Here is a 15,670-nt window from a genome sequence, read left to right on the forward strand (position 1 = left end):
TTTCACACGGGTCACGCTGCTGCGCAACTATCGCAGCGGAGCTCAAGAACCCTGGACTGAGTGCGGTCTCCTACCGTCAAAGAGACAGGCTCTAGTCCCGTACGGCCCGCGTCCCGTGCTGCATGTGCTCCTGGACGTGGTCGTGCGGCCGGCGTGAGGACACCGGTGTCGCCTCCAGGCGGGCGGTGATGACCAGGGTGCCCTCCTCGATCTGGTAGTCGAGCGGGAGGCCCAGGCCTCGCATGGCGGTCACCATGCCGGTGTTGGATGCCTGGGTGACGGCGTACACGCTCTCGCAGCCGGCCTCGACGGCCATCGTCACCAGGCGGCCGATCAGTTCGGCGCCGATACCGCGCCGCTGCCAGTCGTCCTCGACGAGCAGCGCGACCTCCGTCTCGTCGCCGTCCCAGAGGAGATGGCCGAGCCCGACGATCCTGCCGGATGCCGTCTGTACCGCGAGGGTGCGCCCGAAACTGGGGCTGAGCAGGTGGTTGAGGTAGCGGTCCGCGTCCCCGACAGGGCCGTGGTACCGCATGCTGAGCGTGCGCGGCGAGCACCGCTCGTGCATCGCCTTGGCCGCCTCGAGGTCGGAGACGTCGGCGCGCCGTACGGTGATCGCGTTGCCCTCGGGCAGCGTAAGCAGGTCCTGCCCGCGCGGAATACGCGGCCCGAGCCGAGCGTCCAGCTCGACGAGCGCCCGCGCCCGCGCGAACTCGGTCGGCGTGAACGGCAGATACGGCCGCTCCACCGTGATCACTCCGCCCTCCGGCGCCCGCAGTCGCATCACCGTGTCCTCGAGTGCCCCCTCCACGGGAGCGCCCTCCGCCGCCCGCCCGGAGACGGGGGACTTGGCAGGCAGCGAGCGGATCGTGCACCGTCCGAGCAACTGCCGCAGTGCGAGCGGCAGTTCGGAGGCGTCGAGGGCTGTACGGGTGGCCAGGCCGAGCACCCGGGTCGGCGCGTCCACCAGATCGTGAGCGTCGGCACGCTCGATCCAGGTCCCGGTGCCTCCGGCCTGCGCCACGTTGCGGGTGATCTCGGAGGTGGCCAGCCCGGCGGGGGCGCGCAGCAGGAACTCGTCGACCGTCCCGTCCGCCAGTGGGTGGGTCTGGAGGCTCAGGATGTCGACCTGGTGCCGCGCGAGCGCCGTGCACAGCGCGGCCAGCGAACCCGGAGCGTCCTTGACCGTCGTACGCATCCGCCACAGCACGGTCGTCTCCGAGACGGCCACCGGTGTGGCGGTGCCCGCCTCCTCCCCGGGCGGCCCGGCCGCTCGCTCGTCCCCGGGCGGCCGGGCGCCGGTATCGCTCGTCGGGGGAGCGTGACCGTGGCGCCGTGCCCACCATGTGTGGAATCCGGCCGTGGCGACCAGGATCACCGCGGAAATGCCCAGCAGCGCGGGACCGTCCGGCCCGTGCCCGACCAGGTTGGCCACACCGTCCGCGACCGCAACGGCCGTGAACAGTGCGGCGAGTTCGACGACGTCCCGCCGCCAGTGGTGCACGGGGCGTCCGTGCTTCGCACGCGTCACATCAGACATGTCTGGAGTCATACAGTCACTGTGAAGGAATGGTGTTGCGTGATCACGAACGGCTTGTGACTGATCGGTTAAGTGTCGTTCTGCCCCTTTTACCGTTCTTTTTACGGGTCTTTTGCCTCGAACGCACGAGCGGGCTACCCACCTGGTCAGGGCCGTGCGGCCCCGGTCGCCGTGCGTCACGGGCGTGGCGGCCCTACGTCAGGCGGCGGCCTCCTGCGTCAGCGCCAGCCGTAGCCGGCGGGCCTGCACCACCACCTTGGACGAGCCGCGCCGCCCGGCGGTCCCGGCGAGATGCGCGAGATCACCGCGTGCCCCGGACCGCTCGGCGCAGTCGGCGGCGACGGTCAGCAGCTCGCCGAGCCCCCGTACAGGGCCGCCGCTCGCCCCCTCCGCCGCGAGGTCGGCCAACAGGGCCGGCAGCAGGTCGCGCAGCACCGACCAGACGGTGGCGTACGCGCCCGTGGCCGCCGCCGTGCGTATCGACTCGGCCAGCCGGGACGGCTTCACCGCGCCCCGGCGTACCAACTCACCGACGTCCGCGCCGAGTCGCCCCGCGTCGAGCTGTCCCCGGGCGGCAAGGACCAGCAGAGCGTCCACCGCGGCGAGCCGGTCCTCGGGATGCCGGGCTCCGAGCCCGTACGCCACACACAGGTGCAGCGCTTCGCCCGCCGTACCGTCGCCCTCGGCGAGGAGCGGCAGAATTGCGGCCTCCTCGCGACTGTCGTCCACCGCGACCGTGCTGATGTCGCGCAGCAGACGCGCCGCCACCAGCTCCCGCCGTCCCGGTACGACGGCCGGCCAGTGGTGCCGGTCCGTGACGTCCCAGTGCCAGCAGTGAGAGCGGTCCTTGAACACGGTCAAGGGGCGTCCCAGGTACCGGAACTCCGGAGGGAACAGGCCCTGTATCTCTTCGAGTTCACCGAGTTCCAGCAGGATACGGACGCCGGCGGTCCGTCGGCGGCTCACGGGCAGCAGAGGTCCTTCGGCGGCGAGCCACTGGGCCAGCCGGTACCCCTCGGGACTGCCGAGAGCGCGGGCCCGCGCCGCGGCCGCCGTCGCCGCCGTCCGGTCGTCGCGCCGCACCCGCAACAGCGCCTGGGCGAAGTCGGCGGCTCCCGGCCGGGCGTCGAGCCGCCGGTACTCGGTGAGGCGCGCCACCAGCTCGTCCGGCTCCAACAGCCCGGTGTCCCAGCTGGGAGTGGCCAGCAGGAGCGGCATCGGATCGGCGCGGAGCCGGTAGGCCACTTCCCACAAGCGTGCGTCGAAAGCCCGTGACAGAGCGCTGTGCCGACAGTTCCCGTTCGTCGTGCCCTGCTGGACCGCCGCATGGAGTGTGTCCATGCCGACCTGCTCGAACAAGGCGGCGAGGACGCCTTCGAGACCGTGCGGCGACTCGCGGAAGTACGTCCCCGCCGTCGAGTACCGCGGATCGGCGTCCTTCCACCAGCATCGCGCGACGACGGGGCCGAGGGCCTCCAGCAGAGCGTCCCGGTCGCGGTGGGCGTGGCGGACAAGGCCGTCCAGGGTGCGCTCGAACGCGGCGACGCCACCACCGGAGGCCAGCAGCGCGCTGACCTCCTCGGCCAGTTCCGCCACCGAATCGGGCGCCGCCGCCAGCCGTACGCGCTCCGGAACGGGTGGCAGCACCTCTTCATGAACGGCCGGTTCGGAGCCGAGGTCCTCGAAGCCGAGGACTCGCCGCGCCCGGAGCCGCAGCCCCGGGCTCAAGTCGACGGCCAGCTCGCCGAGTCGATCCCGGCCGTCACCCGAGTCGGGCAGTGCGGTGAAATGCCGCTCCACCAGCTTCAGGGCACGCTCCTGCACCTCCGTGTCCTCGTGCCCGAAGGCCTGCGCCACCGCGGGCAGCAGTACATCCGCCGTGGACGGATCGCGCCTGAGAACCTTCCCCAGCAGGATGAGCTGAGCCCGTACCAGCTTCTTCTCCGGACGGAAGAGCACGCCCGAGGACATCTCGGCCAGTTGCCGGGACGTCAACTCGCCGTCCAGCGCGAGAGAGGCGAGCACCGACTGCGCGTGCCAGGCCACGGCGGGCATGGCTTCGCAGGCGAGCGCCGTCCAGTCGGCCGAGCGCTCACGTTCCTCCTCACGTGTCGGGCCGAGGCACGACAGCAGGCGCAGGAACACCCGCTGGTCGGCGGGGGCGCCGCCGCGCAGCAGCCGGGCCACGCAGGCGTCCACCAGGACCTTGCGGTCGAGAGTGCCCTCCTCGGCCAGTTCGGCGAGGGCGTTGTACCAGCTGCCCGGTCCATCGCCGAACAGCCAGGCGATCTGCCCCGTGACGTCCAGCGACTCGAAGAGGGCGGCGATCATCCGGGGCAGGTCCGGCTCCCGGCGCAGTTTCTGCGCCACGGTTCCTCCGCTGTGCCAGGAAGCGCCGATGTGCTCGACCCAGCCCCGCACATAGGTGTCGGTCGTCGGTGTCTCGCAGCCGGACAAGTTCACCAGCCCCGACAGCAGGGCGAACGGGATCCGGGATGTCGCCGGCCGGTCGGCGAGCCGGTGCGTCAGGTCGGCGAGCCAGTCGGTCTCGCGGTCGCCCAGCACATGGAGGAGGACACCGGGGGAGGCCTGGGACCAGCGCATGTCGGCCCCGCCGATCCAGGTCGCAGCCCCGGCGGCACCCGTGTGACAGGCGGCCCCCGCCGCGTGCAGCGCCGGATAGGCCACCCGGGATCCCGCGTCCCAGGGCGCTGTCCGCAACTCCTTGCGGAGTTCCTTCAACGCGGGCAGACAGGACCGGCGTTCGGCATCGGTCATCCCGTCCAGGAGACCGGCGGCCTCGACCGTCTGCCCCGCCCGTACCGCCTTCAGCAGCGCTTCACCACTCATCGCACATCGCCCCCCTCGACCGGAACTTCCAACAACTCTTCGCGTCGCCCATCGGCCTGAGCCGGACCGTCCCCGTGCTCGGCCCGCTCCCCGCGCCGCACCATCCGCACCGCGAGGGCGTGCTTGCAGGGCCCGCGTCCGCCCCGGTACTTCGCCCACCACAGGCAGGAGCAGCTCAGCGTTCCCGCGTCGTCGCGGACCCGGTGCACATGCCCGTCGTCGGCGGTCACCGTGCCGATGGCACCGGCCAGGGCGACCGCCCCCGCGGTGACCAGGGCCCGGGCCGATCGCAGGCGCGGATTGTGCCGCTCCACCCGCCCGGCGTCATAAGGCAGTTCGCGGTGGAAGTACGCCGCCTCCGCGGTGTCGTACCCCACGCGCCCCGAGGTGCCCAGCATGACCAGGGCGGCCCTCACCCGCTCGGCCGGCAGACCGGAGGCGGCGGCCAGGTCACCCACGTCGATACGCGGCTCCCAGGCCAGGAGCACCGCGATCAGCTCCGCGTCCTCGGTGGCCTCGTCGGTGGCGAGGGCGTCCAGGACCCCGCCCTCCCCGGAGAAGCCGCGGGAGGCGTCCGGCGACAGAGTGAGCGTGAGCCGCATGCCGGGCAGGACGACTTCCCAGGCGCCGGCCGCGACGGCGTCGCCGGTGACCGGTGGCCCGTACACCCGCAGGGCCGTCGCATGGCGCAGCACTCGCTGGAGCGCGATCAGCCGCTCGGGGCCGGGCAGACACACCGCCCCCGGAACCGGGCGGGTCGTCGGACGCAGTCCCCGGCCCGACGCCACCACCCACCGGGCACCGCCCGACATCCCGCGCGCGGTGCCACGCGGCAGCGAGCGCAGGAACCGCACCGCCTCCGCCGCGGGCAGCTCGGCCCGCAGATCGAAACCGGCCGCGGTCACCTGGGCCTCGGCGAACCCCCGCAGCCAGCGGTCGGGCAGCGGCACCTTCTTCTCCACCACGGGCCCGCCCAGCGTGGTCACGGCCATCTCGTCGGGGCCGACCCGAAGGTGCAGCGGATCGTCCGTACCGATGCGCGAAAGAGCTTCACGCAGCGGGTTGTTGACGTCGACATTCGTCGTCCCGTGCCCGATCTCGCCGCCGTCGAGACCCACCGTCAGGACGTCCAGACGCGCGTACACCCCGCCGCAGCCGGAGAAGGACTCGAAGCGGAGCCGGTCGCCGTTGCCCGTGACCACCGGATCCAGGGAGGCGCGCAGCTGCGGCTGGTAGTAGCGCGCCGCCGCGACATCGGCCACCGCGAGCAGGCCGGCGGCCGCCACCTGAGGTGACGTCAGAAAGCCCGCGAAGAACCGCGGATGGTCCTCGATCCCCGTGGGTGTCGTACCCCTTGAGGTCTCAAGGCCCAGGCGCCGTCCGCCCGGTGCGGACTCCAGCGCGGAGGGTCGGGTGTAGGCCACGGCCTGCAAAGATCGCGTCATGGAAAAACCGTAGAGGCAGCCACTGACAATCGGCTCTGACCTGCGGTGACTTGCTCGTCGGCCGACTACGGCGACGGACCCGCGAAGCCGCGCACCGGAGGTGACCCGGTGCGCGGCGGGCGGTTCGAGCGTACGGATGCCGGAGGCACCGCACAGCGGACCGGGTACCGCCCCTCCGGTCCTCTGATCTTCCGGTCCTCCGCGCCTCCGGTCTTCCGGTCCCCTGTGCCGTCGCCGTCGCCGCCGGCGCTCCCGCTACTGCCCCACACGCCCCGGCTTGAGCACCTGCGCGAAGAGCACGGAGCCGTCCTGTTCGCGCAGCCGCACCGTCAGCTCGCCGCTGTCACCGTCGATGTCGACCTCGCCGAAGAACTGATAGCCACCGGCGGGCGAGACGTTCGAGGCGACGGGCGCCTTCACGAACACCCGCTCCGGACCGAACGTGTTGTCCAGCGCGCTCGCCGGGAAGGCACCGGCGTTGAGCGGACCGGAGACGAACTCCCAGAACGGCTCGAAGTCGGTGAAGGCGGCCCGCGACGGCTGGTAGTGCTGCGCCGAGGTGTGGTGCACGTCGGCGGTGAGCCACACGGTGCCCGTGATCCGCCGGTGCTTGATGAACCGCAGCAGCTCGGCCATCTGGAGCTCACGTCCGAGCGGCACGCCCGGGTCGCCCTGCGCCACGGCCTCGATGTTCGGTTTTCCCTCGGTCGTGTCCGGCACGACGAGGCCGAGCGGCATGTCCGCGGCGATCACCTTCCACACGGCACGCGAGCGCGACAGCTCGCGCTTCAGCCACTCGAGCTGTTCGGCGCCGAGGATGCCCTGCGGATCAGTGGTCTGGTTGTCCGGCGAATTGGCGTTGCGGTAGGTGCGCATGTCGAGGACGAACACATCCAGCAGCGGACCGTGGCGTACGACCCGGTGCACGCGGCCGTCCCCGTTGCCGGGCCGCAGGGTCGAGATGGGGAAGTACTCGCCGAACGCGCGCCGGGCCCGGGCCGCCAGCACGTCGACGCTCTTCTCGGTGTAGCGCGTGTCCGTGGTCGCGACCACCTCGCCCGGGTACCAGTTGTTCCGCACCTCGTGGTCGTCCCACTGGATGATGGACGGCACCTGGGCGTTGAACCGTTTGAGGTTCTCGTCGAGCAGGTTGTAGCGGAAGTTGCCCCGGAACTCCGCGAGCGACTCGGCGACCTTGGACTTCTCCTCGGTCGTGATGTTCCGCCACGTGCTGCCGTCGGGGAGCGCGGCGGTCGCGGCGATCGGACCGTCCGCGTAGATGTTGTCACCGCTGCACAGGAAGAAATCCGGGTCGAGCCGCGCCATCGCGTCGTAGATGCGGTAGCCGCCGATGTCCGGGTTGATGCCCCAGCCCTGCCCCGCCAGATCGCCCGACCACAGGAAGCGCACGCCGCGGCGCCGCCCGTGCGGAGTCGTACGGAACGTCCCGCCCACGGGCTCGCCGGTGCGCCTCGGGTCGTCGGGATCGGCGAGCAGGACGCGGTAGTGGATCTGCTCGCCGGAGGGCAGTCCACGCAGCCGGGTCGTTCCCGTGAAGTCCGTGTCCGTGCCCAGCAGCGGACCGTGCCATCTGCGCGGGTTGCGGAACGACTCGGTCGCCGAGGTCTCGACGATCATCCGGGCCGGGCGGTCGGACCGGACCCACACCAGACCGGAGTCGGCGGTCACGTCGCCGGCCTGGACGCCCCAGCCCGCCTTCGGCCGGCCGGACAGGGCGAACGCCGGTGCCGAGCCGAGCGCGGTGGGCAGAGCCAGTGCCGCCGACGCGGCCAGGGAGCCGCGCAGCACGCTGCGGCGGCCGGGGAAGGAGCTGGGCGGACGGTGCGACATGGATGCGCCTCCGGGGACGGATTCGGGCCAGTGTGCAGTGCCACAACTACTGGTGCGCCGCAGCGCACACGGAAACCGTAGGTGAACAACTGACCCTGAGGGGTGGGGAATAGCCGCTCGGATGCCCGGCCGGACGGGCAAACTCGGACCCGCCCGGTGCGGGCGCTGACGGCACCTCAGGAGTGCCGCATCCAGGTGCGGGTGCCACACGCCATGCCTGGACGCGGGTGTCTCGGGGGGCCACGCCCGGACGCGGGCGCACAGGCGGTGCCACGCAGGTATGGGCGTTTCAGGGTGCCCAGAACCGGTCATCGCGGCCCTCGGAGCCCTCGGAGCCCTCGGAGCGTACGGCGTCCGCCATCAGCTGTACGCCGTCGCGTATCCGTGCGGGCGGCAGATGCGCGTATCCCAGGACCAGCCGTACGCCGTCCGTGTCCGTCTCTCCGTAGTGGGCCGAGAGACGGACGACCACTCCGGCCGCCGTGGCCCGCGCCAGGAAGCGGTCCTGGGGCCCGTACCGCTCGGGCAGGACGGCGACGACGTGCAGGCCCGCCGCGATCCCGGACACCTCCGCGCCGGGAAAGTGCTCCTCCAGGGCTGTCACCAGGACGTCACGCCGTTCCCGGTAGGCGCGCTGGCAGCGGCGCAGTTGGCGGTCGTAGTCGCCCCGCTCCACGAAACGCGCCAGGAGCGCCTGGTCGAGGACGGGGTTGCCGAGGTCCATGGTGCGTTTGCGCTCGACGACCTCCTCGACGTGGGACGCGGGGACGAGCAGCCAGCCGAGCCGCAACCCCGGGGCGAGCGATTTGCTGACCGAGCCCGTGTACGCGACATGCTCGGGATCGAGCCCCTGGAGGGCGCCCACCGGGGCGCGGTCGTAGCGGAAATCGCCGTCGTAGTCGTCCTCGATCACCAGCCCGTCCACGGATCGGGCCCAACCGAGGAGTTCGGTGCGACGCCGCGCCGAGTACGCGATCCCCGTGGGGAACTGGTGGGCGGGCGTCGTCACCACGGCACGTACGCCGGAGGCCTGGAGCGGAGCCAGGGCGAGGCCTTCGCCGTCCAGGGGCAGCGGTACGGTGCCGATGCCGGCCGAGGCGAACAGCGAGCCGTGTTCCGGACTGCCCGGATTCTCGACACCCACGCCGGACACCCCGCGCGCGTGGAGGACGAATCCGAGCAGCGTCATCGCCTGCGCGACCCCGGAGACCACGATGACGCGTTCCGGGTCCGCGACCACGCCCCGGCGGCGGACGAGCAGTTCGGCGAGGGCGGTGCGCAGCCTCGGCAGACCACGGGGATCCGGGTAGCCCAGTGCCTGGTGGGGCAGTTCGGCCAGTACTCCGCGGTGCGCGGCGGCCCACGCGGCGCGCGGAAAGAGCGACAGGTCGGGGGTTCCCGCGACGAAGTCGGCGCGCACCCCGGCCGGCCGTGGGGCGCGGTCACGCGCGCGTGGACCCACCGCGCGGACCGCGCCGCCGACCCAGGTACCGGCACCGCGGTCACTGCGCAGATAGCCCTCCGCTGTCAACTGCTCGTACGCCTCCGTGACCAGCCCCCGCGAGACGCCGAGATCACCGGCCAGCTCACGGCTGGACGGCAGTCGGGTGCCGGGAGCGAGCCGCCCGGAACGGACCGCCTCGCGCAGCGCCGCCTGCAGGGTGCGGCCACGCGCGCGCGGCGGAGCCGTCGCGGCCGGCAGGAGCAGCTCCCAGGCGGCCGACCAGGGTGTCGGGCCGGGTGGAGCGGGCTGCGGCGGCCCGCCGCGATTGGTCCCCGATGACGTCATGGAAGTGGACCTTAAACCGGGCCACGTCCCTTCATAACGTCACGGTCATGAACGCCACCACCACCCGGGGCGCACTGCTCGCCGCCCTCGCCTGTGTCCTCGTCGGAGGTTCCTTCACCGCCAACAGCGTCCTTGGCCACTACCCCTACGCGGGCGGCCAGTTCCTGCGCTACGGCCTCGCCTGCCTCCTGCTGCTGCCCCTGGTCGGCCGGGGCGGCGCCGCTCCACTGCGACGGCTCCCGGCGCGCCACTGGGGGCGCCTCGCGCTGCTCTCGGCCGTCGGCATGGTCGGCTTCAACCTGGCGGTGCTCGCCGCCGAGCGCACGGCCGAACCCGCGGTCCCGGGCGTCTTCGTGGGCTGCGCCCCGGTCGTCGTGGCGGTGCTCGTCCCACTTCAGGAGGGCCGTCGTCCCCAACGCCTCGTCCTGTACGGTGCGTTGCTCGTCGCCCTGGGCGCGTTCGCCGTTCAGGGATGGGGGCGCACGGACGGGGCGGGGATCGCGTACTCCGTGGGCGCGATGGCCGGGGAAGTGGGCTTCGCCGTGCTGGCCGTACCCGTACTGCGGCCCCTCGGGCCACGGCTGCTGTCGGCCACCGTGTGCGGGATCGCCGCCGTCGAGTCGGCGGTGGCCGGGGTGATCACCGACCGCGGAGCATGGCTGCGCGTACCCGATGCCACCGAGGCGACGGCGCTCCTGTGGCAGGCGGCGGTCGTCACCGTCGTCGGCTTCGTCTGTTGGTACATGGGCGTGCAGCGCATCGGCGCGGAGCGCGCCACGCTCTTCTCCGGCCTCATCCCCGTAGCCGCCGCCTGCACCGCGCCTCTCGTGGGCACGGGCGCCTACGGAGTCGCGCAGGCCGCGGGAAGTGCCCTCGTCGGTGCTGGAGTCGCCCTCGGATCAGGCGCGTTGGGCCACGTCGTCCGACGCGGCTCACGGACAGCCTCCGCGAGCGGCGGGCGCGGAAACTCACCGGCTGTCGGCGACGAAGGCGGCCGGCGCCGCCCCAGCACGGTGGCTGACGACACCGGGCGGCCCTGAGCGGACGCCGTCCCCGACGAAATCGAGCGGCGCGGAGCTAACGCCGTCACTGAGGACACCGGGCGGCCCGGAGCGAGCGCCGTCACCGAGGACGGCGGGCGGCCCCGGGCGAGCGCCGGCTTCGCGGAACGGGCGTGCCGCCGCTCACCTGCTCCCGTCGAGGATGACGCGGGCGACGAGCGCCGGGTCGTCGTTCATCGGGACGTGGCCGCAGCCCGGCAGCCGCACCAGTCGCGCCCGCGGAATGATCTGCTTGGCCCGGACGCCCTGTCGGCGCACCAGCAGCCGGTCACGGGTGCCCCAGGCCACGGTGACGGGAAGCGTCGGGATGTCGTCGGTGAACTGGACGTTCGTGCCCGCCCGGAGGGTCTCGGCGAATCCCTCGGCACGAGCCAGCGCGAGTGTCTCGGCGACGACGGCGTCCGGTGAACGGCGGCCGGGCCGGGCGTAGATGGTGCTGGTCAGCACGGTCCGCCCGGCCGCCGAGCGCGAGAGCCGGTCGATGACGGGGAGCGGCATGCGCCGGGCCGCCGCTCGCATGGCGATCAGCACACCGAAGGCGTAGCGCCGCTCCACCGGTGACCAGAAGCCCGCGGGGGAGAGCGCCGTGACGGACCGTACGAGCTTCTCGCGGCCCAGTTCCAGGGCCAGCAGCCCGCCCAGCGAGTTGCCGGCGACATGCGGCCGCTCGATCTCCAGCGCCTCGCACAGCGCGCCGAGCACGGGCACGACCGTCGACAGGTCGTGGGTGAGCCCCTCGGGCAGCGCCGGGGATTCGCCGAAGCCGGGAAGGTCGACGGCTATGACGTCGCGCTCGGCCGCGAGGATGGGGATGACCGGGTCCCAGGCCTGCCGGTGGTGGCCGATCCCGTGCAGCAGGAGCAGCGGTTCACCGGTGCCCACGCGCGCGTAGGACAGCGTGACCGTCCTCGGGCCGCGCGGGGAGGGGAGGCTGACGGAGACCGTGTCGGACATGGGGCTGCTCCTTGTCTGGGACGCCGTGACGAACCATCTTGTAGACAGCTTGTCAGCAACTGCTACCGACGGGTAGCCCCGGATTGTCACGAACCGTACGCCACGGATCGGTCGGCCGACGGGCGGATGCCCGCACCTCGCGCTCGTCTCCGACCCTCGCCTGCCGAACCCCGCGTCAACGCGCCCTGCGGACCTCCACGTTGAACTCCGGGTGCCCGATGCCCTGGAAGAGGCTCAGCCACAGCGGCAGGTACATCTCGACGGCCCGCGCCGTCCGGATGCCCCCGAGGTCGACCACGCGGTGCACGGGCCAGCCGAACTCGCCCAGCAGCCCGGTCACCTGCTCCTTGGCGCTCTCGTCGTCACCGGAGACGAAGATCTGGTGCTCGCCCGGCACCCTGGCGGGGTCGACCATCAGGTGGCAGTTGACGGTGTTGAGGCTCTTCACCACGCGTGCCTGCGGGAACGCGCGCTGGATCTGCTCTCCCACACTGTCCGACTCGACGGGAGAGAGACGCATTTCGCCCTCCTCGAACGCCATGGGGTTGGAGACGTCGAGCAGCACCTTGCCGTCCAGATGGTCCTCTCCTGCCGACCGCAGCACGTCGAGAGCGACCCGCCCGCCCACCGCGTTCACGACCACCTCGCCGAACGCCGCGGCATCCGCGAACGTGCCGTGGGACGCCCCCGGACCCGCCCCGTCGGCCCACTCGACGGCCGCGGCGTTGTCCTTCGTGCGCGACCCCAGACACACCTCGTGACCCAGTTCGACCAACTTGCCGGCAAGCGCGCGCCCGACGTCGCCCGTGCCCAGAACCGCGTACCGCATCGTCGTACCTCCAGTGTCGAGACCGCAGGCCACCGGCGGCCCGCGGTCATTGTGCTCCGGGGGCGGCGATTTCGCCTGGACACGAAGAGATGTGTCGGGTGGGATGGTGGGGTGGCAACCGACACCGCGACCGATGTCTTCGAAGACCATCGCCCCGTACTGATGGGCGTGGCGTACCGCATGCTCGGACGGGTGGCCGACGCGGAGGACGTCGTCCAGGAAGCGTGGCTGCGCTGGTCCGCCGACGACCGGTCGGACGTGCGTGAACCGCGCGGCTATCTGGTCCGCGTCACCACCCGGCTCGCCATCGACCGGCTGCGCCAGGTCCAGTCGCGCCGTGAGGCGTACGTCGGACCCTGGCTCCCGGAGCCGTACGTCACCGACTTCGGCGACACCGTCCCGGACAGTTCTGAACGGGCCGTCCTCGCCGACTCCGTCTCCCTCGCCGTCCTCGTCGTCCTTGAGTCCCTGTCACCCCTGGAACGCGCGGTGTTCGTCCTGAGAGAGGCGTTCGGCTATCCGTACGCCGACATCGCCACCGTCCTCGACCGGGGCGAACCGGCGGTGCGCCAGCTCGCCGGGCGGGCGCGCAAGCACGTCGAGGAACGGCGACCGCGCTACGAGGTCGACCCCGGCGAACGCCGTGACCTCACCGAGCGGTTCCTGGCCGCGGCGGCCGAGGGCGATCTGGCGGGACTCATGTCCATGCTGGCGCCGGACGCGCGGCTGATCGGCGACAGCGGGGGCCTGGCCCGGGCGCCGCTGCGGGTCCTCGACTCCGCCGACAAGGTCGGACGTTTCGTCATCGGCGCCGCCAGGAAGGGTGCTGCCGGCGTGTCGTTCCGCTTCCTAGAGGTCAACGGCGGTGTCGCGGTGCTCGTGCTGTCCGAGGGCAAGCCGGACAGCGTCATCCAGATGGACGTCGCGGACGGCCGTATCCAGTGCGTCTACATCGTGCGCAACCCGGAGAAGCTGGTGTCCCTTTCCTCCGAGTAGTCCCTCCTGAACGCCTCCGTCGCAGCCACCGCAGGACAGCGAAAGCCCCCGCCCTCTGGACGGGGGCTTTCGGCGTTGTGTCACGAACATCGCCCAGCGAGAACACCCCGTGAACGCTCGGCCGCGGGGCGCCTGTGCAATCCGTAAGGGATCGAGGATTGGTCTTGACCAAGGGTGGGGGCGGCCCTATGGTCGCAGGGATAGTGCAGGAACCTTTAATAAACAAGGGCGCTAAAACGCCGCCGGGCCACGGCGATTGCGGAGGACAGGGTGGGGACCACGCAGTTGGAAACGGTGCCGGAACCTAAGTACTGGCATCTCAAGACCGTGCTCACCGAGGCACTGGACTCCGAGTTCACCGTGGGCGAGATCCTGCCCAACGAACGTGACCTGGCGGCCCGCTTCGGCGTCGCCCGGGCCACCCTGCGCCAGGCGCTCGAACAACTCGAACTGGAAGGCCGCCTGCAGCGCCGTCGCGGGGTGGGCACCACCGTCGCCCCGCCGCGCGTGGGTGTGGCCGTCGGAACCGAGCAGCAGGTGTGGCCGGGGGCGGTCGGCGACGCCTGGCACGCCGCGGACTGCACCGTGACGGCGCCGCCCGCGTCCGTGGCCGGCATCCTGGAGACCGCCGCCGGCGAACAGGTCCACACCGTGCGCCGTTCGCGGGTGACGCACGGTCAGCCCGTCGCCGCGGAGCTCCTCTACGTCCCGGCGTCCTCGGTGCCCGACCTGTCGGCGATCGACGCGCCCTCGGGTGCCGCACGCGCGCGTGCCGTACTGCGGGAGCTTCAGCGCCTGGAGCTGGAGGGCCAGGACCGCGCCGTCGAGCTCGGCTCCGCCCGCGCGGACGACGCCAAGGAGCTCGACCGCCTTCCCGGAGCGCCCGTTCTCGTCGTCACGACCCGCTTCTTCACCGAGGGGCGGACCGCCGCTGTCTCCGTGGCCACCTACCGCGCGGACACCTGCCGGCTCACGTTCGGCGACTCCGGCGGCGTGGAGATCCACCACGACCCGGAGCGCCGCGCGTCCTGAACCGCCGTCCCACCCGGACCGCCGCACTCTGCGCGCCGCGGTCTCGGAGCACACGCGTAGCGCCCCGGAACACTCCGGGGCGCGCTGCGTTTCCGCCGTCGCCGTCGCCGTCGCCGTCGCCGTCGCCGTCGCCGTCGCCGTCGCCGTCGCCGTCGCCGCTTCAGCGGCGTGCCGTCACGGTTCCCTCCACCGCGAACAACTGCTCCTCCACATGGTCGAGGGCCAGGCGCAGCGCACCGGTCGCCACGGCCGCCTCACCCAGCAGGGAGAGGGCCACCTTGGGCGGGCGCAGGCAGTAGCGCGCCAACTCCCGCCGCAGCGGCTCCAGTACACCGTCCAGACCGGCCGCCCAGCCGCCGATGACGACCAGTTCCGGGTCGAGGGCGAGAACCAGGGCCGCCACGTCGTGGACCAGCCGCTGGATGAAGCGGTCGACCGCAGCGCGCGCCCGCTGGTCGCCGCCCTTGGCCAGCGCGAACACCTTGGCGACCGCCTGCTCGTCGAGCGGGTGCAACGGCTCGTCCGTGGTCGACAGCAGTGTCTCGGGAGTGACGTCGCGGCCCAGCAGGTGCAGCGCGCCGATCTCACCGGCCGCCCCGCCGTACCCCCGGTGCAGCCGCCCGCCGATCAGCGAGCCGGCGCCCGGACTCAGCCCCGCCAGCACGAACACGACGTCGTCGGTCTCGGTCGCCGCACCCTTCCAGTGCTCGGCGACCGCCGCCGCGTTGGCGTCGTTCTCCACGAGCACCGGGCACTTGAAGGAACGGCTCAGCCGCTCGCCCAGTGCCAGGCCCGTCCACTCCGGCAGCGCCGTGCCCAGACGGACGGTGCCGTCCGCCTCCACGATGCCGGGGCTGCCCACGCCCACCGCCCGTAGGGAGCTACGGGCGACACCGGCTCTGCGGAGCAGTTCGGCGACCGCCACCCGCAGCCGTTCCAGGCGCTCGTCGGCGGACGCCGTCTCGTCCACGTCCTTGGCCATCGCGCCCATCACGCGCCCGTCGAGGTCCGCGAGGAGCGCCGCGACACGGTGCGGGCCGATCTCCAGGCCCAGCAGATGCCCCGCCTCGGCCCGGAACCGGAACCTGCGCGCCGGACGCCCCTGGCGCCGCGTGGCGCCCTCCTCGGCCGCCTTCTCGACGACGAGCCCGTTCTCGATCAGCCCCTCGACGACACCCTCGACCGTCGGCCGTGACAATCCGGTCACCCGGGTGATCTCGGTGAGGGTCGCGCAGTCCGTGGCACGCAAGGCGTGCAGCACCACCGCGGAATTGATCCGTCGCAGCAGAGAGGGATCCCCGCCGGTCAACCGCCCCAACGTCC

11 protein-coding genes are annotated in these 15,670 nt (G+C 72.3%); 3 read left to right on the forward strand and 8 right to left on the reverse strand.

Annotation, left to right across the window (positions count from 1 at the left end):
- Window positions 1–91: 91 nt before the first annotated feature.
- The 5 genes from ABZX90_RS19185 to ABZX90_RS19205 all read right to left on the reverse strand — a co-directional run bounded on the left by ABZX90_RS19185 (window position 92) and on the right by ABZX90_RS19205 (window position 9,475).
- Window positions 92–1,540 carry a GNAT family N-acetyltransferase gene (locus tag ABZX90_RS19185; protein WP_351126901.1) on the reverse strand — a complete coding sequence of 483 codons (1,449 nt, stop codon included), beginning with the start codon at window positions 1,538–1,540 and terminating at the stop codon, window positions 92–94.
- 198 nt (window positions 1,541–1,738) lie between these two features.
- Window positions 1,739–4,390 carry a DUF6493 family protein gene (locus tag ABZX90_RS19190; RefSeq protein ID WP_355206281.1) on the reverse strand — a complete coding sequence of 884 codons (2,652 nt, stop codon included), beginning with the start codon at window positions 4,388–4,390 and terminating at the stop codon, window positions 1,739–1,741.
- Window positions 4,387–5,835 carry an SWIM zinc finger family protein gene (locus tag ABZX90_RS19195; protein ID WP_355206284.1) on the reverse strand — a complete coding sequence of 483 codons (1,449 nt, stop codon included), beginning with the start codon at window positions 5,833–5,835 and terminating at the stop codon, window positions 4,387–4,389. The genes ABZX90_RS19190 and ABZX90_RS19195 overlap by 4 nt, the downstream gene beginning before the upstream one ends.
- A gap of 255 nt (window positions 5,836–6,090) precedes the next feature.
- On the reverse strand, window positions 6,091–7,686 hold the full coding sequence (locus tag ABZX90_RS19200) for an alkaline phosphatase D family protein (RefSeq protein WP_351126907.1): 1,596 nt from the start codon (window positions 7,684–7,686) through the stop codon (window positions 6,091–6,093).
- Window positions 7,687–7,975: 289 nt separating this feature from the next.
- Window positions 7,976–9,475 (reverse strand): PLP-dependent aminotransferase family protein, encoded by a 1,500-nt coding sequence (locus tag ABZX90_RS19205; protein ID WP_355206286.1) that lies wholly within the window; start codon window positions 9,473–9,475, stop codon window positions 7,976–7,978.
- 47 nt (window positions 9,476–9,522) lie between these two features.
- Here ABZX90_RS19205 and ABZX90_RS19210 point away from each other — a divergent pair, with 47 nt between their 5' ends.
- Window positions 9,523–10,515: a DMT family transporter gene (locus ABZX90_RS19210; protein ID WP_355206289.1), complete on the forward strand. Its 993-nt coding sequence runs from the start codon at window positions 9,523–9,525 to the stop codon at window positions 10,513–10,515.
- Window positions 10,516–10,659: 144 nt separating this feature from the next.
- Here the strand turns inward: ABZX90_RS19210 and ABZX90_RS19215 are convergent, their stop codons facing one another.
- Window positions 10,660–11,490 carry an alpha/beta fold hydrolase gene (locus tag ABZX90_RS19215; protein ID WP_355206292.1) on the reverse strand — a complete coding sequence of 277 codons (831 nt, stop codon included), beginning with the start codon at window positions 11,488–11,490 and terminating at the stop codon, window positions 10,660–10,662.
- 175 nt (window positions 11,491–11,665) lie between these two features.
- Window positions 11,666–12,319: an NAD(P)-binding domain-containing protein gene (locus ABZX90_RS19220; RefSeq protein WP_355206295.1), complete on the reverse strand. Its 654-nt coding sequence runs from the start codon at window positions 12,317–12,319 to the stop codon at window positions 11,666–11,668.
- Window positions 12,320–12,430: 111 nt separating this feature from the next.
- Between ABZX90_RS19220 and ABZX90_RS19225 the strand changes: the two genes are divergently transcribed.
- Window positions 12,431–13,315 (forward strand): RNA polymerase sigma-70 factor, encoded by an 885-nt coding sequence (locus ABZX90_RS19225; protein WP_351126915.1) that lies wholly within the window; start codon window positions 12,431–12,433, stop codon window positions 13,313–13,315.
- Window positions 13,316–13,585: 270 nt separating this feature from the next.
- The gene (locus ABZX90_RS19230) at window positions 13,586–14,347 is read left to right on the forward strand and encodes a GntR family transcriptional regulator (RefSeq protein ID WP_351126917.1); all 762 of its coding nucleotides are present in this window, start codon (window positions 13,586–13,588) and stop codon (window positions 14,345–14,347) included.
- Between the two features lie 160 nt (window positions 14,348–14,507).
- Here the strand turns inward: ABZX90_RS19230 and ABZX90_RS19235 are convergent, their stop codons facing one another.
- Window positions 14,508–15,665: an ROK family transcriptional regulator gene (locus ABZX90_RS19235; RefSeq protein WP_351126919.1), complete on the reverse strand. Its 1,158-nt coding sequence runs from the start codon at window positions 15,663–15,665 to the stop codon at window positions 14,508–14,510.
- Window positions 15,666–15,670: the final 5 nt, after the last annotated feature.

The organism is Streptomyces sp. NPDC002935 (genome assembly GCF_040611295.1).
Taxonomy (GTDB): domain Bacteria; phylum Actinomycetota; class Actinomycetes; order Streptomycetales; family Streptomycetaceae; genus Streptomyces.

Coding starts and splice junctions, on each gene's coding strand:
- ABZX90_RS19185 (WP_351126901.1), bottom strand. CDS start 1,540: ATGTCTGATGTGACGCGTGCGAAGCACGGACGCCCCGTGCACCACTGG.
- ABZX90_RS19190 (WP_355206281.1), bottom strand. CDS start 4,390: ATGAGTGGTGAAGCGCTGCTGAAGGCGGTACGGGCGGGGCAGACGGTC.
- ABZX90_RS19195 (WP_355206284.1), bottom strand. CDS start 5,835: ATGACGCGATCTTTGCAGGCCGTGGCCTACACCCGACCCTCCGCGCTG.
- ABZX90_RS19200 (WP_351126907.1), bottom strand. CDS start 7,686: ATGTCGCACCGTCCGCCCAGCTCCTTCCCCGGCCGCCGCAGCGTGCTG.
- ABZX90_RS19205 (WP_355206286.1), bottom strand. CDS start 9,475: ATGACGTCATCGGGGACCAATCGCGGCGGGCCGCCGCAGCCCGCTCCA.
- ABZX90_RS19210 (WP_355206289.1), top strand. CDS start 9,523: ATGAACGCCACCACCACCCGGGGCGCACTGCTCGCCGCCCTCGCCTGT.
- ABZX90_RS19215 (WP_355206292.1), bottom strand. CDS start 11,490: ATGTCCGACACGGTCTCCGTCAGCCTCCCCTCCCCGCGCGGCCCGAGG.
- ABZX90_RS19220 (WP_355206295.1), bottom strand. CDS start 12,319: ATGCGGTACGCGGTTCTGGGCACGGGCGACGTCGGGCGCGCGCTTGCC.